Source organism: Actinomyces capricornis (assembly GCF_019974135.1).
Taxonomy (GTDB): domain Bacteria; phylum Actinomycetota; class Actinomycetes; order Actinomycetales; family Actinomycetaceae; genus Actinomyces; species Actinomyces capricornis.
Genome location: NZ_AP025017.1, coordinates 2084552 through 2103408 on the forward strand (window position 1 = coordinate 2084552; position 18857 = coordinate 2103408).

Consider the following 18857-nt stretch of genomic DNA (forward strand, 5'->3'; position numbering starts at 1 on the left):
CGGGACCGGACGGCGGTCCGGGGCAGGGGCGGGCTCAGGGGCGGGCCATGGCCCAGCAGCGAGCGCCCCCGGTCATGCCGGCCTCATTGGGGACCACCACGACGTCCTCGCCGATCTTGGACAGCTGGTTGGCGGTGATGCGCCGCGAGTTGCCCCCGCCCAGGTAGAGGCGGTCCCACAGGTACATGGGTCGCAGGGCGTCGACGACGCGGCGCACCCGCCGGGACCAGTGGGCGTCACCGAGCCGCAGCCGCTCATGCTCCCCGATGTAGTCGTCGTAGGTCAGCCCCCAGCGCACCGGGCCCTGCGAGACCTCCACATGGGGGGCCAGCACGCCGTTGTCGAACACGGCGTTGCCCAGCCCCGTGCCCAGGGTGACGATCATCTCCAGCCCGTGCCCGGTGACCACCCCGGCGCCCGCGACCTCGGCGTCGTTGAGGACCAGGGCGGGGGCGCCCAGGGCCTGGCTGACGGCCCGTCCCATGTCGAAGCGGGCCCAGGCCTCCACCAGCTCGGGCAGCACCTTGGAGCGCGGGCCATCGCGGGTGATGTAGTGCGGGGTGGCCACGACCACCCCGTGGCGCAGCATCCCCGGCATGCCCACGGTGATGCGGTCGGCGGCGGGCAGCTGCTCGGCCAGGGAGGCGATGGTCTCGACCAGGGTGGTGGGCGGCAGGGGGTAGGGCGTGGGGGTGCGCACCGCCCGCGAGATGATCGCGCCCTCGGAGTCCAGGACGGAGGCCTTGATGCCGCCGCCCCCGCAGTCCACCGAGAGTGTTGTTGGAGAGGTCACGGGGCTGACGCTACCGCCTCCGGGGCCCGGCGTGGCGCGGTGAGGCACGGTGGGATCGGAGGGACATGGTGGCAGGCATGGTGAGATAGGCGCATGGCAGAGGCAGATCGGGCGGGCCGAGCAGACGATGCAGGCCGGGCAGACCCGGCAGACCGGGCAGGCCGCGCCGTCGGGGCGGGGCGGGTCGATGAGGAGGCCGGTGCAGGCGAGGCGGGCGGCGTCGCCGGGGGGCCCGAGGACGACGGCGCGGGCAGTGTCGCGGGCGGTGGGGCGGTCCGCATCCGCCTCGATCTGGCCTACGACGGCGGGGGCTTCAACGGCTGGGCCGCCCAGCCCGGGCTGCGCACGGTCGAGGGCGTGCTCACCAATGCCCTGACCACCGTGCTGCGCACCCCGGTGCGGCTGACCGTCGCCGGGCGCACCGACGCCGGCGTGCATGCCGCCGCCCAGGTCGCCCACCTCGACGTGACCGCCGAGGCCTGGCGGCTCCTGCCGGGCCGCTCCCAGCGCCCGCCCGGCGAGGCGCTCGTCACCCGCCTGGCCGGGGTCCTGGCCCGCGAGTCCCAGCAGTGGTCCCGCTCGGTCGGGCTCAGCCTGCCTCGTGGCGCCAGCGACGTCGTTGTCCACCGGGCCCGCCGGGTCAGCCCCGACTTCGACGCCCGCTTCTCGGCCCTCCAGCGGCGCTACATCTACCGCGTCGCCGACGCCGCCTCCCCCCGCGACCCGCGCCGCCGCGGCCACGTCCTGTGGCTGCCCGAGAGTCTGGACGTCGAGGCCATGGACGCCGCCTGCGCCCCCCTGCTGGGGGAGCACGACTTCCTGTCCTACTGCAAGCCCCGCCAGGGGGCCACCACCATCCGCACCCTGACCGCGCTGCGCTGGCGGCGGGCGCTCGAGGGTGGGCCCGACGGCGGGCTGGTCACCCTGGAGGTGGCCGCCGACGCCTTCTGCCACTCCATGGTGCGCTCGCTGGTGGGGGCGGGCCTGGCCGTGGGGCAGGGGCGCCGTCCGCCGTCCTGGCCGGCCGAGCTGCTGGCGGCGCGCTCGCGGCAGGCCTCCGCCCCGGTGGCCCCGCCGCACGGTCTGACCCTGGAGGCAGTGACCTACCCGCAGCCCGAGGAGCTGGCGGCCCAGGCGCAGCGGGCCCGGGTGGTGCGGCGCCTGGAGTGCTGAGGCGCCGCCGTCGCCGGGGTCGTGGGCAGAGCCGTCGGAAGACGACGACGGAGCACCGCTGCGGCCGCGACACGGCCGCGCCGACACGCCCGCCCTTCGGGACGGGGGCGCCCCGGCGGCGTGGTGGGACTCACGGCGCCTGATGGGGCCGATCCTTTGACCCCTCTTGGCGCCTGCCGGTAGGGTGCCACTGTCGTGCAGCACGTGAAAGCGTCCGCGGTGCCGTCCCACTCGCCCCGGTTCGCCTGTGCTCCGACCGCTCACCTGACCATGGTGGTCTCGCCGATCCGCGCAGCTTCACGCGATTCGGCGTGTCCACTCGCCAAGAGAAACGAAGGCAACGCCCGTGCGCACGTATACACCGAAGCCCGGCGACGTCGAGAAGAACTGGTACGTCATCGACGCCACCGACGTCGTCCTCGGCCGTCTCGCGGCCCAGGCCGCGACCCTGCTCCGTGGGAAGCACAAGCCCCAGTTCGCCCCCAACGAGGACTGCGGCGACTACGTCATCATCATCAACGCCGACAAGGTCGCCCTGACCAACGGCAAGGCCGACAAGAAGATGGCCTACCGCCACTCCGGCTACCCCGGTGGCCTGCGGTCCATCTCCTACCGCGAGCTGCTGGCCACCCGCCCCGAGCGCGCCGTGGAGAAGGCGGTCAAGGGCATGGTGCCCCACACCAAGCTCGGCCGTGCCCAGCTCAAGAAGCTCCGGGTCTACACCGGGGCCGAGCACCCGCACGCCTCGCAGAACCCGCAGACCTTCGAGATCACCCAGGTCGCCCAGTAAGCGCACCGCGCTCGGCACCTCGCGACAAGCAAAGGACATATCGTGGCTGAGACCACTGTCGACATTGACGCGCTGGATGAGGAGAGCTACCCCTCCAGCTACACCACCGAGACCGATGGCTCCGGCGAGGGCCGCGGCCAGTCCATCACTGCCCCCGGGGCCGGCCTGGGCCGCCGCAAGGAGGCCGTCGCCCGCGTCCGCCTCGTGCCTGGCACGGGCCAGTGGACCCTCAACGGCCGCACCCTGGAGGACTACTTCCCCAACAAGCTGCACCAGCAGCTCGTGCGCGCCCCCTTCACCATCCTGGACCTGGAGGGCCGCTTCGACGTCATCGCCCGCATCCACGGCGGTGGCGTCTCCGGCCAGGCCGGTGCGCTGCGCCTGGGCATCGCCCGGGCCCTCAACGAGATCGACCGTGAGGCCAACCGCGCCACCCTGAAGAAGGCCGGCTTCCTCACCCGCGACTCGCGCATCGTGGAGCGCAAGAAGGCCGGTCTGCACAAGGCCCGCCGCGCCCCCCAGTACTCCAAGCGCTGAGCCCCTCACCGCTTCTCGACGCCCCGCCGCCCCGTCCCGGTCCCGCACCGGGTGGCCGGCGGGGCGTCGTCGTGCGGCCGGGATCCCACCGGGCCACAGCCGGGGCTGCACATCTTCAAGAACCGACCGCCTGGTTGATCCGCATGATTCCGCGGTTCTCCCCGCTGGAATCCTGCCGGTGGCGGCTGAAGATGTGCAGCGGCGCCGGCGCGCCGGCCGCAGGTGGCGGGCGGGCATCCAGCGCGCGACCAGCGGGCATGGCAGGATGTGAGGTGCTTTCCGCTCTCGACAGGAGGATCCCCTATGGCTCGTCTCTTCGGCACCGACGGTGTCCGCGGCCTGGCCAACGACCTGCTCACCCCGACTCTCGCCGTCCAGCTCGGCGAGGCCGCCGCCCGCGTCCTGACCAAGGACGCCTCGGCCCCGGCGTCGCGCAGCGGCCGCCCCCGCGCCATCGTGGGCCGCGACACCCGGGCCTCCGGGGAGTTCCTCGACCACGCTATCAGCGCCGGCCTGGCCTCCTCGGGCGTGGATGTCACCCGCGTGGGCGTCCTGCCCACCCCGGCCATCGCCCACCTCACCGCCACGCAGGACATCGACCTGGGCGTCATGATCTCGGCCTCCCACAACCCCTTCCCGGACAACGGCATCAAGTTCATCGCCCGCGGCGGCTACAAGCTGGCCGACGCCGTGGAGGACGAGATCGAGGCCCTCCTGGGCAAGGTTGAGGCTCGTCCCACGGGAGCCGATGTCGGCCGGGTCATCAAGGGCGAGACCATCGCCGACCAGAACTACATCAACCACCTCGTGGACTCCGTGGCCACCGACCTGTCGGGCCTGCGCATCGTGGTCGACGCCTCCAATGGCGCCGCCTCCACCGTGGGCCCGGCCGCCCTGCGCGCCGCGGGGGCCGAGGTCATCGTCATCAACGCCTCCCCGGACGGCCTCAACATCAATGACAACTGCGGGTCCACCCACCCCGAGCAGCTCCAGAGCTATGTCACCGCCGTGGGCGCGGACATGGGGGTGGCCTACGACGGCGATGCCGACCGCTGCCTGGCCGTGGACGCCGAGGGCCGGCTCGTCGACGGCGACCAGATCATGGGCATGCTCGCCATCGGCATGAAGGCCGACGGCACCCTGGGCTCGGACACCCTGGTGGTCACGGTCATGAGCAACCTGGGCCTCATCCTGGCCATGCGCGAGCACGGCATCCGCACCGTCCAGACCGGAGTGGGGGACCGCTACGTGCTCGAGCGCATGCTCCAGGGCGGCTACACCCTGGGCGGGGAGCAGTCCGGCCACGTCATCGACACCGTCCACGCCACCACCGGCGACGGCGTGCTCACCTCCCTGCACATCGCCGCCCGCGTCAAGCGCACCGGCAAGACCCTGGCCGAGCTGGCCTCCGTGGTCACCCGCCTGCCCCAGACCCTCATCAACGTCAAGGGCGTGGACAAGGCCGCTGCGGGCACGAACAAGGCCGTGCAGGACGCGGTGGCGGCCGCCGAGAAGGAGATGGGGGAGACCGGGCGGGTTCTGCTGCGCCCCTCGGGCACCGAGCCGGTGGTGCGCGTCATGGTCGAGGCCGCCACCCAGGACGAGGCCGACCGGGTCGCGGGCTCCCTGGCCACCGTGGTCAAGGACAACCTGAGCCTGTGAGCTGAGGGGACTGCCTTCGGCAGTCGGGGCCGGCCGTTGGCGCAGCCACCCGGGTGGTGGCGGGCGTCGCGGCCGGCTCCACGCCCTGTCCCCCTGGTTCGCGGACCGCGCGGCGAAGTCCTGCGCCGTTGTTCCGCGGCCCGCGGAATGAAGACGCAATGACGCAGGTCACAGATTGATATCATCACTGCGTGTTTGACCAGAATGATCGGCTCCATCGTCGGGTGGAGGCTCTTAGTGTCAAGGTGAAGTACCAGCAGGAGGCGCTATTCAGCCTGACGGGGTGGGGCTGCGTGGTGGGTATGACCGGCGCCTTCCTCACGCCGTGGGCGACGGGAATGGAAGAGGGGAGCAAGAGTGTTCAGGTCTCCTCTCGGAACCTGCACACCTTCCTGTTCGCCTGCCAAGGAACCTGTGAACGCGCGGAGACGGAGCAGGAGACGCTGAGCGGCCTCTCGCTCGAGGGTCTTCCCGGGTGGGTGGCGCTGCTGGGCCTGGCGATGCTCCTCCTTGCTGGCAGTGAGTTCTCTCTGGAGGCCAGATTGCCCCGGCGGCTGGGCGTGCCGGGGCTCTGGATCGCGCTCCTGGGGCTGATGATGTGCCTGGTGCAGATGTTCTCCGGGCCCGAGGGCTTCGCTAGGGACATGGGTCGGCCCGAGACCCTCCTCATCGGCCCCGCACTGCCCCTGCTGGCGCTGGCGATCGCCTGTGCGGCGGTGCGCAGCAACCTGCGAAAGTCTCCTGTGCCCTACGTCCGGGCCAGTCATCCGCCTGCGTCACCCACCTGGCCGCGCAACTCCCGCCCGCCCATAGGCTGAGCGCTGCACGTCCTCAGGGGGCTGGGTGGGCGGCCCGGCCGCACGAGGGATCCGGCGGTCCGGCCCCGGTGCGCTCAGGCTGGGGCCCGGATGGCCGATGTGATTCAGGTAGGCGCCGGGAGCGCAGAAGAGCGTCGCTTCGCGGAAAGTGCGTCGCTTCGCGGAAAAGGCGACACCGAGAGGGTGCGTCCATTCCGCGAAGCGACGTCGAATCCGCCACGTGACGCCCAATCCGTGCACCGTGACGCGGGCCTTGCGCGCACCGCGTGCGCCGCGCCTGCGCCCCGGCGGCCGCCCTCGCCGTGTACGCGGCCGGCCGGCTCACTGCGCGGGGCGGAGCACCTCGGTGGGCAGGGACTCGATGAGGCGCAGCCAGATCTCACTGGCCGTGGGGAAGGCGGGCACCGCGTGGCGCAGTCGCTCCACCGGGACCTGGCCGACGATCGCGATGGTCGCGGCGTGGATGAGCTCGCCGGCCTCCGGGCCCACGAAGGTCGCGCCCACCACGGCTCGCGTTGCGCGGTCCACCACCAGCTTGGCCTGCCCGTGGGCGTCGTCGCGCAGCAGCGCCGCACCGGCGGCGGAGGTGTAGCCCAGCTCGGCGGTGACCACCTCCAGGCCGGCATCCCGGGCCTGAGCCTCGGTCAGCCCGGTGGTCGCCACCTGCGGGTCGGTGAAGACCACCCGCGGCACCGGCACCGTCTCGGGCGCCTCCTGCGGGGTCCGGCCGGCGGCCAGGGCCGCGATCCGCTCGCCCGCCACCCGGGCCTGGTACTTGCCCATATGGGTCAGCGGCGCCCCAGTACTGGCATCCCCCACGACATAGAGCCACTGCGGCAGCCTGCCGGAGGCCACATCCTCAGCGGACAGACCCACCGACTCCAGGCCGATGCCCTCCAGCAGGGGGCGGCGGCCCGTGGCCACCAGGATCTCATCGGCCTCATGGACCTCCTGCCCGCAGGTCACGCTCACCGGGCCGCCGTGCAGGCGACCCAGGACCGGCTCGGCCTCCACCTGCGGGCGCGTGCAGTCGCTCACCTGGGCGCCGGTGACCACCCGCACGCCCGCCTCGGCCAGGGACTCGGCCACGATCTGGGAGGCGAAGGGCTCACTGGTGGACAGCAGCCGCCTGCGCACCAGCATGGTCACCTCGCTGCCCAGCGCCGACATCCACGTCGCGGCCTCGCAGGCCACCACGCCGCCGCCCACGATGAGGAGCCGCTCGGGCACCTCGCGCACCGCGGTGACATCGCGGGAGTCCCAGGGGGCCACCTGGCCCAGCGGGCCGGGCAGTGCCGGGCGCGAGCCGGTGGCCAGCACCACCGCCTGGCGGGCCTCGAGCACCCGCTCGCCCTCGGGCCCACCGACGACGACGCGGCGCTCACCATCCAGGCGCCCCCAGCCGCGCATCACCGCGATGCCGGCCCCCTGGGCCCAGCGGACCTGGCCGGCGTCGTCGTAGTGGGAGGACCACGCATCGCGGCGCGCCAGCAGTGCGGGCACATCCAGCTCCGCGGGCCGCAGGCCCGGCAGGCTCCGGGAGGCCGCGGCCACCTCCAGAGGGCGCAGCAGCGCCTTGGAGGGCATGCAGGCGAAGTAGGAGCACTCACCGCCCAGGAGCTCGCCCTCGACGACGGCCGCGGTCATGTCCGTGCCCTGGATGGCGTACTGGGCGGCGTTCTCCCCGGCCGGCCCGCCCCCGATGACGACGACGTCGTAGACCTGCGGGCTCTGCGCGGGCTGCGCCGCCCCGGGCTCCCCGACGGCGACGGCGGCCTCGGCCGCGATCGCCTGGCGGGCCTCCTCCACCGCCTGGGTGGTCTGCGGGATCGCGGCCCTGGTGGCGGGATCGGCCTGCGTGCTCGTGTTGCTCCTCGATGAACTCATGCCCCGATCCTCACACATCGCAGGTCGGGCCCTCGTCCTCCTGGGGGCGGAGACGGCCGCCGTCGGGCCCTGACGGCCCTCGTCATCCCCCGTCGTGCCCAGTGGTCCCGGCGGTCCCGATCGCCGCTGCGCCCCCGCCGCACGGCGCCTCAGGACTTGCGCAGCAGCACCCGGCTCATCCGGTGCTCGGCGTCCTTGCGCAGCACCAGGGTCGCCCGCCCGCGCGTGGGGGCGATGTTCTCCCGCAGGTTGACCAGGTTGACCGACTCCCACACCTGGGAGGCGGCCACCGTGGCGATGTCGTCGGGCAGGGCCGCATAGCGGCGGAAGTAGGACCTCGGGTCGGTGAAGGCGGTGCGCTTGAGGGTCAGGAAGCGGTCCAGGTACCAGCGGCGGATATCGGCCGGATCGGCATCGACGTAGATGGAGAAGTCGATGAAGTCGCTGACCGCCAGGGTCGAGGCCCCCGGGCGGTTGCCGCGCGGCGCGGGCTGCAGGACGTTGAGGCCCTCCAGGACCAGGACGTCGGGGTGGCGCACCGTCACCTGCTCCCCGGGCAGGATGTCGTAGCGGGTGTGGGAGTACACCGGCGCGCTGACGCTGGGCGCCCCCGATTTCACCGCCGCCACGAAGTCCAGCAGGGCCCGCCGGTCGTAGGACTCCGGGAAGCCCTTGCGCGCCAGCAGCCCGCGCTCCTCCAGCACGGCATTGGGCAGCAGGAAGCCATCGGTGGTGACTAGGTCCACACGCGGTGTTGCCGTGAAGCGCCGCAGCAGGTGGGCGATGAGGCGAGCGGTCGTGGACTTGCCCACAGCCACGGATCCGGCCACCGCCACGATGAAGGGCGTGGGGGCCTCGTCCACCCCCAGGAAGCCGGAGGTGCGCCGCGCCCGCTCGCGGGTGGCGGCGATGTAGTCCTCCAGCAGCGCGGTCAGCGGGCGGTAGACGGCGTCGACCTCCGCCAGGTCCGTGGGGTCGCCCAGCCCCCGGAGCTTCTCGACATCGGCCTGAGTCAGCGGAAGGGGGGTGGAGGAGGCCAGGGCCGCCCACTGGTGGCGGTCCAGCTCGATATAGGGCGAGGCGCCCTGCGGTGAGATCACCGGGACAGTGTGGCAAATCCTGCGGCCCGCCCGGGCCCCTCGGGCCGCGGGCCGTCACGGATCACACCGTCTCATCCCTGTGGCGCATTGGCATGAGCGGCGCGGGCGTGATTCGATCATGACATGTGTGGAATTGTCGGCCATGTTGGCCCCCTGACCGAATCAGGATCCGACCGCTCCCTGACAGTGCTGCTCGACGGCCTCAGCCGTCTGGAGTACCGGGGCTACGACTCGGCCGGGGTCGCCCTGGTGGGCGATGAGGAGATAGACACGGTCAAGGCCGCCGGCAAGCTCGAGGGCCTGCGCACCGCCCTGAAGGAGACGCCCCCCTGCCTGGCCACCGCCGGGATCGGCCACACCCGCTGGGCCACCCACGGCGGCCCGACGACGGCCAACGCCCACCCCCACTGCGCCGGGCGCCTGGCGGTGGTCCACAACGGCATCATCGAGAACTTCCGCCCCCTGCGCGAGGAGGTCGAGGCCGCCGGCCGCGAGCTCCTGTCCGACACCGACACCGAGGTGGTCGCCCACGTCCTGGACATGGACTACTCCGAGCGCCTGGCCCTGGCGGGGGAGGGCGCCGACGCCGCCTCCATCCTGGTGGCCTCCATGCGCGCGGTCTCGGCCCGCCTGGAGGGCACCTTCGCCCTGCTGGCCGTCAGCCAGGACGCCCCCGGTGCCATCGTGGCCGCCCGCCGCTCCAGCCCCCTGGTCATCGGCCTGGGCGAGGGCGAGAACTTCCTGGGCTCCGACGTTGCCGCCTTCGTGGCCTTCACCAAGCGGGCCGCCGAGGTCGGCGATGACCAGGTGCTCCTGCTCACCAACGACGAGGTCCGCGTGTGGGACAGCGAGGGCAGGGCCGTGGAGCCGGCCACCTGGGAGGTCTCCTGGGACGCCTCGGCCGCGGTCAAGGGCGGCTACGACACCTTCATGGACAAGGAGATCCACGACCAGCCCACGGCGGTGGCCGACACCCTGCGCGGGCGCTTCGACGAGCGCGGCGAGCTCCAGCTCGACGAGATGCGCGTGGACCCGGCCGTGCTGCGCAGCGTGGACAAGATCATCGTCGTGGCCTGTGGGACGGCCTCCTACGCGGGCCACGTGGCCAAGTACGCCATCGAGCACTGGTGCCGGGTGCCCGTGGAGGTCGAGCTGGCCCACGAGTTCCGCTACCGCGACCCCGTGGTCTCCGAGAAGACCCTGACCGTGGCGATCTCCCAGTCGGGGGAGACCATGGACACCATCCAGGCCATCCGCCACGCCCGCGAGCAGGGCTCCAAGGTCCTGGCCATCGTCAACACCTACGGCTCGACCATCGCCCGCGAGTCCGACGCCGTGCTCTACACCCACGCCGGCCCCGAGGTGGCGGTGGCCTCCACCAAGGCCTTCCTGGCCCAGATCACCGCCTGCTACCTGCTGGGCCTCTACCTGGCCCAGCTGCGCGGCACCAAGTGGGCCGACGAGGTGATCGACTACCTCGACAAGCTCGGCCGGATGCCCGAGAGCATCCAGCGGATCCTCGATGAGCAGGAGCAGAGCATCAAGGACCTGGGCCAGGAGCTGGCCTCGCAGAGCTCCTTCCTGTTCCTGGGGCGCCACGTGGGCTTCCCCGTGGCCCTGGAGGGGGCGCTCAAGCTCAAGGAGCTGGCCTACGTCCACGCCGAGGGCTTCGCCGCCGGCGAGCTCAAGCACGGGCCGATCGCCCTGGTGGAGGAGGGCCTGCCGGTCTTCGTCATCGTCCCCACCCCGCGCCGCCCCATGCTGCACGGCAAGGTCATCTCCAACATCCAGGAGATCCGGGCCCGCGGGGCGCGCACCATCGTCATCGCCGAGGAGGGGGACACCGCGGTGGAGCCCTTCGCCGACCACATCATCCGGGTCCCGGCCACCCCGACCCTCATGATGCCGCTGCTGACCGTGGTGCCCCTCCAGATCTTCGCGGCCGCCCTGGCCACCGCCAAGGGCCTGGACGTCGACCAGCCCCGCAACCTGGCCAAGTCCGTCACCGTCGAGTAGCCGGGGCCCACCGACCCGCCTACCGGGCCGGGGCGGCGGATCCTGCCCGCCCCGGCCCGGTCCCGGCCGGGCGTGCGCTGAGGGGGCGTGCGCTGCCTGGAGGGCCCCCGAGCCCGCGCCCGGGGGCCTGCTGTGCTGGGGCTCAGGCCGCGGCGACGACGAAGGCCAGCGCCATGCCGCCGTCGTGCCCCAGCGAGAGGTACCAGTGCCCGATGCCCGCCTCCGCGGCGATGGAGGCGGCCACGCCGCGCAGGCGCAGGCGCGGCGGGGTACCGGGGGCCGAGACGACCTCGACCTCGCGGTAGGACCAGCCCTGCGGCGGGGTGCGGTCCTGCTCGGCGCAGGCACTGCCCAGGGCTTTGAGCACCGCCTCCTTGGCGGCCAGCCGCGCCGCCAGGGACTCGGGGCGCCCGGCGCAGGCCTCCAGCTCGCCGGGGGTGAAGAGCCGTTCCTTGAGCCGGTGCACCCGATCCAGGTAGCCGTTGAGGCGGACGATATCGACCAGGTCGGTTCCTGCAGCGCGGATCACTGTGCCATTGTGCCGGAATCGTGACCCTCTCGCGGCCTGAGCGGCCCGAGCGGCCCGGATACGGGACGGCGCCGGGCGCGGGCGGGACAATGGGGGCCATGAGCCCCACCCTCGCCGCCGACGCCGCCTGGCCGGCCGCCGCGATCGCCGCCGCCGAGGCCCCGCTGACGGCGGGCACCGACCGCTACATGAGGGCCGCCGCCCACGCTGTGACCGCAGCGGCCCTCGACGAGCTGCGCGGGCACCGCGCCGGCGCGGCCGGCGCCCGGGTCCTGGCCCTGGTCGGGGGCGGGCACAACGGCGCCGACACCCTCCTGGCCGCGGCCGCCCTGGCCCGGCGCGGCTGCGCCGTCAGCGCCGCACTGGCCACCGACCACCCCCTGCCCGCGGCCCTGGACCGGGCCCGGGACGCGGGTGTGCGCCTCGCCGGCGACCCCCGGGAGGCGGTGGGGGCCTTCCTGGAGGCCGGGGGAGACCTGGTTCTCGACGGCCTGACCGGTATCGGGGCTACCGGCGGGCTGCGCCCCCGGGCCGCCGCCCTCATCGCCCCGCTCCTGGAGTGCACTGCCGGGAGCGCCGGCGCCACTGAGCCGGCCGGCGGGCGCCCCTTCCGCGTGCTGGCCGTGGACCTGCCCAGCGGCACTGGCGTCGACGACGGGACCCTGCCCGCACCGGTGCTGCCGGCCGACCGCACCGTGACCTTCACCTGCCTCAAGGCCGCCCTGTGCCTGCCGCCGGCCTGCCGCCTGGCAGGGCGGGTGGAGGTGGTCGACCTGGGCCTGCCGGTGCCCCAGGGCCCGCCCACGGTCATGCGACCGGCCCGCGCCGGCCTGGCCCTGCCCGCACCCGGCCCCGAGGATCACAAGTACACCCGCGGCGTCGTCGGGCTGTGGGCCGGGAGCCGGGCCTACCCCGGCGCCGGGCTGCTGGCCGCCTCCGGGGCGGCCAGGGCGGGGGCGGGCATGGTGCGCCTCCACGCCCCGCGCCGGGTCGAGGACCTCGTCCTGTCCGCCCGCCCCGAGGTCGTGACCGCCCCCGGCCGCTGCCAGGCGGTGGTTCTGGGCCCGGGCGTCGACCCGGCCGATGAGCCCCGCGCCGCCGAGCTCACGGCGGTGCTCAGCTCCTGCCTCGACGACGGCGGGAGCCCCCGGGCCGCAGGCGCCCCCGCAGTCATCGACGCCGGGGCCCTGCCGCTGCTGGCCGACCTGGTGGCCCGGGGAGCGCGCTGCGGGCCCCAGCACCTCCTGAGCCCGCATGCCGGGGAGGCCGCCGCCGCGCTGAGCGCCCTGGCCGCCTCCGCGCGCCCCCACTGGGACCGGGCCCGGGTGGAGGCCGATCCGGGCCGCGCGGCCCTGCGGCTCAGTGGGCTCACCGGCGCCACCGTGGTGCTCAAGGGCTCTCCCACCCTCATCGCCTCGCCGGGCCACCCGCTGTGCAGCGTGCCGGCCGGCCCCGGCTGGGTGGGGACCGCCGGCAGCGGGGACGTCCTGGCCGGGATCCTGGGGGCCCTCCTGGCCGGGGCCGCCGTCGCCTGGGAGGCCGGCGCGCTCGCCCCCAGCGCCCCGGAGGCGGTGCGCGTGGCCGCCACCGCCGTGCGCCTCCACGCCCTGGCCGGGACCCTGGCCGCCGACCGGCAGGGTGTGGGCACCCCCATCGTCGCCATGGATATCGCCGAGGCCGTCCCGCGGGCCTGGGCGGCCCTGCTGGTCGAGTCCTGAGCCGCCCAGCGGCGGTGGCGGATAGGGCCGGCATGGCGGGGGGCGGTCCGGCCATCCCGGGCCGTTATTGGGCATGCGGGCTCAAGGAGTGCAACAATCGCACTGTGAGTACGCGGCTGGAGGCGATGTTGCAGGGTGCTGCGGGCACTGGTCCCGCCACGGGCCACCCCGCGGGTGGGCCCGCGGTCCCGGACGCCGGCCCTGATCCCTGCGGGGCGGCGGCCACCGCGCGCGCCGTGGTGGACCTGGAGGCGATCGCCCACAACGCCCGGGTCCTGGCCGCCCGCGCCGCCACCCCCTGGATGGCCGTGGTCAAGGCCGATGCCTACGGGCACGGCCTGGGTCCCGTGGCCACCACCTGCCTGGACGCCGGTGCCACCTGGCTGGGGGTGGCCCAGCTCGCCGAGGCGCTGCACCTGCGCTCCCTGCTGGACCGGGCCGGCATCGCCCGCCCCGCCCCCGGCCCCGAGGCGCTGCCCACCCCTCAGGCCCCCCGCCTGCTGACCTGGATCACCCCCGTGCTCAGCGCCCGCCATGCCGCCGCCCCGGGCGCGGCCCTGCGCCTGGCCCTGGAGGCCGACCTGGACCTCTCGGTCAACTCGGTGGCCCAGCTCGAGGCGATCAGTGCGGCCGCCCGCGCCCAGGGCGCCACCGCCCGCATCCACTTCAAGGTCGATACCGGCATGTCCCGGGCCGGGGCCGTGGCCGAGGACCTGCCCGAGTTGGCCGAGGCAGTGGCGCAGGCCCAGGGGGAGGGGGTCGTGGCCATGGTGGGCCTGTGGTCCCACCTCTCGCGCGCCGACGAGCCCGAGTCCGGCTCCACCGAGGAGCACCTGACCAGATTCCGGGCGGCCGAGGAGGTGGTGCGCCAGGCGGGGCTGCGCCCGCGCATCCGCCACCTGGCGGCCACCGGGGGGCTCCTGTGGCACCCCGAGGCTCGCCTGGACCTGGTGCGCGCCGGCATCGGCCTGTACGGCCTGAGCCCCGAGCCCGCCCTGGCCTCCAGCGCGCAGCTGGGCCTGCGCCCCGCCATGAGGCTGGAGGCCGCCCTCCTGCAGGTCAAGCGCATCGAGGCCGGCCAGGCGGTCTCCTACGGCGGCACCTGGAGCGCCCCCACCCCCCGCTGGGTGGGCCTGGTCCCCCTGGGCTACTCCGACGGGATTCCCCGCGCGGCCTCCTCCTGCGGGCCGGTGGCGGTGGGCGCCCTGCGCACCACCATCGTCGGCAGGGTCTGCATGGACCAGGTGGTCATCGACCTGGGCCCCGCGACCGATGACCACGGAGCCCCCCTGCCCGCCCCGGCGCAGCCCGGCGACCTCGCCGTCCTGTGGGGCGACCCCGCCGGCGATCGGGACGACGTCGCCGACCGCCCTGGCGGCCAGGTCGGCGGTGGGGCGACCAGCGCCGTCGGCAGCGACCGGGGCGATGAGGGCGGCAGTGCCAGCGGCGGTCCCCGGCGCGCCCCGGTGCCCAGTGCCGATGACTGGGCGCTGGCCTGCGGAACCATCAACTACGAGATCGTGACCCGATTGGGGCCGCGGGTGCCGCGCTGCTATGCGCTCTAGGGCCCGGGGTCGGCTAATGTCAGCCATGTCCCCCACCCGATGAGGAGCCGTCGTGAGTGCCCAGCACCATCCCCGCACGTCGCCCGACCCCACCGATCCTCCCCCCGCCTCCGACCAGGGCGCCGCCTCCTCGCCACAGGCCGCTGCCGCCGAGGCCGGAGCCGTGAGCCTCATCTCCACCGACGCCGAGGACACGCGCGCCCTGGGCGCCAGGCTCGCAGGACTGCTGCGCGCCGGGGACCTCGTGCTCCTGTCGGGAGGACTGGGCGCGGGCAAGACCACCCTGGCCCAGGGGATCGGCGCCGCCCTGGGGGTGCGCGGCCGCGTCTCCTCCCCGACCTTCGTCATCGCCCGCCACCACCCCGCCCTGGGGCAGGGGCCCGACCTCATCCACGTCGATGCCTACCGCCTGGACTCCCTGGAGGAGGTTGACGCCCTGGACTTGGACTCCTCCATGCAGGAGTCGGTCACCCTGGTGGAGTGGGGCCAGGGCAAGGTCGAGTCCCTGGCCGACAACCGCCTGGAGGTGGAGGTGCGCCGCCCCCACGGCGGCCTGGGCGCCGCCGAGCCGGCCACCGGCCCCGGGCAGAGCCCCGACCTGGAGCAGGCCGACGACGGGCGCCGCGAGATCGTCGTGCGCGCCCTGGGACCGCGGTGGGCGGGCGTGGTCCTGGACGCACTGGACGGATTCGGCGGGGGCCAGGTGCCCGGTGACGCCGATGACTGAGCAATCGCGGCCCAAGCCCCTGCCTCCGGCCTGCGCCCTGGCCCGTCCCCGGTTCTGCGCCCCATGGGCCGGGCTGGGCCAGGGGCTGCGCGCCCTGGTGCTCACCGCGGCCATGGCACCGCTCCTCCTGGGACTGCTCATCCCGGCCTCCCTACCCCCCGCAGCGGCCGATCCGACCGAGCCGGCCCCCACCCAGCCCACCGGCACGGGCGCCGAGCCCGCGCCGGAGGTGAGCCCGGCCCCCGGCACCCCGGAGACGCCGCAGGCCCCGGGCCCCGACCAGGCCGCGCCGTCGTCGGAGGGCACCCCGCAGGCCGGATTCCCCGCCGACGACCCCCGCGCCCGCGCTCAGGCCTGGATGAACCAGGAGGGCGTCACCCAGGTGCGCCAGCACACCGGCGAGCAGGGCGAGGTGAGTGTGGGCGAGCCCGTGGCCGTCCACGCCTGGGCCCCGGGCTTCCTCGACGGCAGCCAGCCGCAGGCCCCACCGGTGGAGACGGGGTCGTGGGCGGCCCCCGTGACTGCTGGAGGAGAGCCGGCGGGCGTCCTGCTTGTCTCCGTCGACGGCGAGGAGGTCACCGGGGAGGTGGAGGAGGACAAGACCCTGGCGATGGATCTGGCCTCCACGACCACGGGCATGGTCGTCCACGACTCCAGCGCCGATGCCTGGTACTCGGTGTCGGGCCAGACCGTCACCGCCCTGGGCAGCAGGGCCGCCAGCCTGCTGGCGGGCCCGGTGGACCTCGTGGAGTACGGGCACGTCCTGCGCGAGCGGGCGGAGGCCCGGCCCACGGCCTCCCCGCCTCCCGCCGTCCAGCCCGAGTCCGGGGACTGGGCCGTGTGGGGGCCCGTGCTCGGCGTGGTCGCCGTGGGCGTCATCACCGTGGTCGTCACCATCCGCCACGAGCGCAAGGTCACCGCACCCCTGCGCCAGCACCCGGCCACCCCCGTGGGGGCCGACACCATCCCCGAGAGCCACATCGACATCTCCAAGCTCTGAGGACCCCGGCGGCCCTGCGGCGTGCAGGACGGGCGTGCGGGACGCCCCGGGCCTGCCAGGAGCCAGGCCCCGGTGCGACCACGAGCTCGCCTGGGAGCCGATCATCTAGGCTGGCCTCGTGCGCATCCTCTCCATCGACTCCTCCCTGGGCACCCAGGTCACCGCTCTTGACGCCGACCCCGCGCGGGACGGCGGGGCCCTCGAGGTCCTGGCGGCCGCCGGCCAGGACAGCCCCCGGGCCCACGCCGAGTCCCTGGGGCCGATGCTCGCCCAGGTGCTCGGCGACCCGCGAGTGGCCGACCGCCCCCTGGATGCGGTGGTGGCCGCCACCGGCCCCGCCCCCTTCACCGGCCTGCGCGCCGGCCTGGTGGCCGCCCGCACCGTGGGCAGGGCCCGTTCCCTCCCCGTCCACGGGATCCCCAGCCTCGACGCCGTCGCCCGCCTGGCCCTGGACCGTCTCGACGCCGGGCTCGGCGTCGGACCGGGCGCTCAGCAGGACGGTGGGCAGGAGGCCGGTAGCACCCCGGTGGTGCTGGTGGCCACCGACGCCCGCCGCGGGGAGGTCTACGCGGCCCGCTACCGCGCCCGGGGCGCCGACGACGTCGAGCGCCTCGACCCGCTGTCCGTCCTGCCCCCGGCGCAGGCCCGGGAGCTGGGCCCCTTCGACCTCGTGGCCGGATCGGGCCTGGCCCTCCACCCCGAGCTGGGGCGGGCCCCGGCCGGAGCGCCCGGTGACGGCGGCGCTCGTGACGGTGCAGCCGGTGACGGCGGCGCGCTCGCGGGGCCGGTGCTGGTCTCCGGGGACGCCCTGGCCCAGGTGCGCCTGGCCCTGGCCCGGCTCGCCCGCGGTGAGCAGCTGAGCACCGAGCCGATCTACCTGCGCCACGCCGACGTGCAGATGCCCTCCTCCCGCAAGCGGGTCTCGTGACCGGCGCTGCGGGCCCGGGCGGGCCCGCCCCCGCCACCGGTACTCCGCAGGAGAGCCCCGCCACGAGTGCCGCCATGACAGCCATCCGGGACATGGCCCCCGCCGACCTGGCACGCATCGCCCAGATGGAGGCCGAGCTCTTCGGCGCCGAGGCCTGGAGCCTGCGGCTGCTGGAGGCCGAGCTGGCGGCCGCCGGCGCCCCGCACCCCGACCGGCGCTACATCGTGGTGGAGGAGGCGGGCCGGCCCGTGGGCTATGCCGGCGTCTACCACGCCGGTGGCGCCGCCGACGCCGACCTGCTGACCATCGCCACCCTGCCCGCCGTGCGAGGCCGGGGCCTGGCCCGCTTCATGCTGGAGGAGGTCGTGGGCACCGCCCGGGCCCAGGGCTGTGGCGCGATCCTGCTGGAGGTGCGCCAGTCCAATGCCGGTGCCCAGCGCCTCTACCTCGCCCACGGCTTCGAGCCGATCGGCCTGCGCCGCGGCTACTACACCGCCCCCCGCGAGGACGCGGTGGTCATGCGCCTGACGCTGCGCGAGCCCCTCGGCCCCGTGGGCGCTGAGGCGGTGCGAACCCCGTAGCGGTGCAGGCCGGTCGCCGCGCGCGAGCGGGAGGCTGCCGGAGCCCCGGTGTGACCGGAAACGATTTGTCTGACGTGCCTGTAGCGAAAACGCGAGCCGTCCGGGACCCGGCCGGGCCTCCGCCGTCGTCCCCGCGGCGGCCGGCGATCCGGGACAAGGCCCGGGATGATGCGGATCGACCTGCACGTCTGCGCAGCCGCGCCCCGGTGGGACCAAGGGCGCTCCAAGGTTCGTTAGCCTTTCGCCGTGGCCAAAACACCTGCTCCCTCAAGGAAGAGGCGGACCGCCTTCGGGACGACCGTCTTCATGAAGCGCATGATGGCGCTGTCCGGAATCGTCTTCCTCCTCTTCGTCGTCTTCCACGCCTACGGCAATCTCCACTACTTCGAGGGCGAGATCGCCTACGACCACTACGCGCACTTCCTGCGCGAGCTGCTGGTGCCGATCCTGCCGCACAGTGGAGTGCTGTGGATCCTGCGCGTGGTGCTGCTCCTGTGCCTCCTGGCCCACGCCGGCAGCGCCTTCCACCTGTGGCACCGCAACCGCAAGGCCCGTGGGACGGACAAGTACGCCGTGAAGAAGCCGGGGGCCGACTACTTCGCCTCGCGCTACGCGATGAACACCATGCGCTGGGGCGGCGTCATCCTCCTGCTGTTCATCATCTGGCACATCCTGCAGTTCACCACCCTGCACCTGACCCCCGGCGGCGAGTACGTGCACGGCAAGGCCTACGCCAACGTGTACTACGGCTTCCAGCTGTGGTGGGTGTGGCTCATCTACGCCGTGGCCATGGTGGCGCTGTGCCTGCACGTGTGGCACGGGGTGTGGTCGGCCCTCCAGACCCTGGGCGCGGTGCGCGGCAACACCATCCCCTTCATCCGGCTCATCGCCTTCGTCGTGGCCTTCGCCCTCTTCGCCGCCTTCATGATCGTGCCCACGGCGGTCCTGTTCGGCCTGACCCCCGAGCCGATGAGCGCGGCCGAGTACGCGATGAAGGCCGCCGAGGCCGGTATCGGATCTTCCCACTGAGAGT

General features: G+C 74.2%; 17 protein-coding genes. 13 read left to right on the plus strand and 4 right to left on the minus strand.

Going from position 1 to position 18857, the window contains the following annotated elements; all coding sequences use genetic code 11:
* Positions 1-34: 34 nt before the first annotated feature.
* Positions 35-793 (minus strand): ROK family protein, encoded by a 759-nt coding sequence (locus MANAM107_RS08435; protein WP_179901887.1) that lies wholly within the window; start codon positions 791-793, stop codon positions 35-37.
* Positions 794-886: 93 nt separating this feature from the next.
* Between MANAM107_RS08435 and truA the strand changes: the two genes are divergently transcribed.
* The 5 genes from truA (at position 887) to MANAM107_RS08460 (ending at position 5773) form a co-directional block, all read left to right on the plus strand.
* On the plus strand, positions 887-1966 hold the full coding sequence (truA, locus tag MANAM107_RS08440; protein WP_223907314.1) for a tRNA pseudouridine(38-40) synthase TruA: 1080 nt from the start codon (positions 887-889) through the stop codon (positions 1964-1966).
* Positions 1967-2312: 346 nt separating this feature from the next.
* Positions 2313-2756 (plus strand): 50S ribosomal protein L13, encoded by a 444-nt coding sequence (gene rplM, locus MANAM107_RS08445; RefSeq protein WP_124932620.1) that lies wholly within the window; start codon positions 2313-2315, stop codon positions 2754-2756.
* Positions 2757-2798: 42 nt separating this feature from the next.
* Positions 2799-3293 (plus strand): 30S ribosomal protein S9, encoded by a 495-nt coding sequence (gene rpsI / locus MANAM107_RS08450; RefSeq protein WP_124932619.1) that lies wholly within the window; start codon positions 2799-2801, stop codon positions 3291-3293.
* 303 nt (positions 3294-3596) lie between these two features.
* Positions 3597-4955: a phosphoglucosamine mutase gene (glmM, locus tag MANAM107_RS08455; protein ID WP_223907317.1), complete on the plus strand. Its 1359-nt coding sequence runs from the start codon at positions 3597-3599 to the stop codon at positions 4953-4955.
* Between the two features lie 191 nt (positions 4956-5146).
* On the plus strand, positions 5147-5773 hold the full coding sequence (locus tag MANAM107_RS08460) for a hypothetical protein (RefSeq protein ID WP_223907319.1): 627 nt from the start codon (positions 5147-5149) through the stop codon (positions 5771-5773).
* 321 nt (positions 5774-6094) lie between these two features.
* Here MANAM107_RS08460 and MANAM107_RS08465 read toward each other — a convergent pair whose 3' ends face one another.
* Both MANAM107_RS08465 and coaA read right to left on the minus strand, forming a co-directional pair.
* Positions 6095-7660 carry a dihydrolipoyl dehydrogenase family protein gene (locus tag MANAM107_RS08465; protein ID WP_223907322.1) on the minus strand — a complete coding sequence of 522 codons (1566 nt, stop codon included), beginning with the start codon at positions 7658-7660 and terminating at the stop codon, positions 6095-6097.
* A gap of 149 nt (positions 7661-7809) precedes the next feature.
* Entirely contained in the window at positions 7810-8778 is a 969-nt protein-coding gene (coaA, locus tag MANAM107_RS08470; protein ID WP_373314092.1) for a type I pantothenate kinase, read from the minus strand.
* A 105-nt stretch (positions 8779-8883) separates the two neighbouring features.
* On the opposite strand from coaA, the gene glmS reads away from it, so the two are divergent.
* Positions 8884-10776, plus strand: coding sequence for a glutamine--fructose-6-phosphate transaminase (isomerizing) (glmS, locus tag MANAM107_RS08475; RefSeq protein ID WP_179900425.1), 1893 nt, complete (start codon positions 8884-8886; stop codon positions 10774-10776).
* A gap of 142 nt (positions 10777-10918) precedes the next feature.
* On the opposite strand, the gene MANAM107_RS08480 is transcribed toward glmS, so the two are convergent.
* A complete protein-coding gene (locus MANAM107_RS08480; RefSeq protein ID WP_223907328.1) occupies positions 10919-11305 on the minus strand; it encodes a holo-ACP synthase in 387 nt (128 codons plus the stop codon).
* 98 nt (positions 11306-11403) lie between these two features.
* Here MANAM107_RS08480 and MANAM107_RS08485 point away from each other — a divergent pair, with 98 nt between their 5' ends.
* The 7 genes from MANAM107_RS08485 (at position 11404) to MANAM107_RS08515 (ending at position 18853) form a co-directional block, all read left to right on the plus strand.
* Entirely contained in the window at positions 11404-13023 is a 1620-nt protein-coding gene (locus MANAM107_RS08485) for a bifunctional ADP-dependent NAD(P)H-hydrate dehydratase/NAD(P)H-hydrate epimerase (protein ID WP_223907331.1), read from the plus strand.
* Positions 13024-13148: 125 nt separating this feature from the next.
* Positions 13149-14588 (plus strand): alanine racemase, encoded by a 1440-nt coding sequence (gene alr / locus MANAM107_RS08490; RefSeq protein ID WP_373314093.1) that lies wholly within the window; start codon positions 13149-13151, stop codon positions 14586-14588.
* 163 nt (positions 14589-14751) lie between these two features.
* Positions 14752-15315 carry a tRNA (adenosine(37)-N6)-threonylcarbamoyltransferase complex ATPase subunit type 1 TsaE gene (gene tsaE, locus MANAM107_RS08495; RefSeq protein WP_223913009.1) on the plus strand — a complete coding sequence of 188 codons (564 nt, stop codon included), beginning with the start codon at positions 14752-14754 and terminating at the stop codon, positions 15313-15315.
* Positions 15308-16315, plus strand: a complete 1008-nt coding sequence (locus tag MANAM107_RS08500; protein WP_223907338.1) for a hypothetical protein — start codon at positions 15308-15310, stop codon at positions 16313-16315. The genes tsaE and MANAM107_RS08500 overlap by 8 nt, the downstream gene beginning before the upstream one ends.
* Positions 16316-16433: 118 nt before the next feature.
* Positions 16434-17243 carry a tRNA (adenosine(37)-N6)-threonylcarbamoyltransferase complex dimerization subunit type 1 TsaB gene (tsaB, locus tag MANAM107_RS08505; protein WP_223907340.1) on the plus strand — a complete coding sequence of 270 codons (810 nt, stop codon included), beginning with the start codon at positions 16434-16436 and terminating at the stop codon, positions 17241-17243.
* Between the two features lie 74 nt (positions 17244-17317).
* Positions 17318-17824 (plus strand): ribosomal protein S18-alanine N-acetyltransferase, encoded by a 507-nt coding sequence (gene rimI / locus MANAM107_RS08510; RefSeq protein WP_223907344.1) that lies wholly within the window; start codon positions 17318-17320, stop codon positions 17822-17824.
* 306 nt (positions 17825-18130) lie between these two features.
* Positions 18131-18853 (plus strand): succinate dehydrogenase cytochrome b subunit, encoded by a 723-nt coding sequence (locus MANAM107_RS08515; RefSeq protein WP_179900363.1) that lies wholly within the window; start codon positions 18131-18133, stop codon positions 18851-18853.
* Positions 18854-18857: the final 4 nt, after the last annotated feature.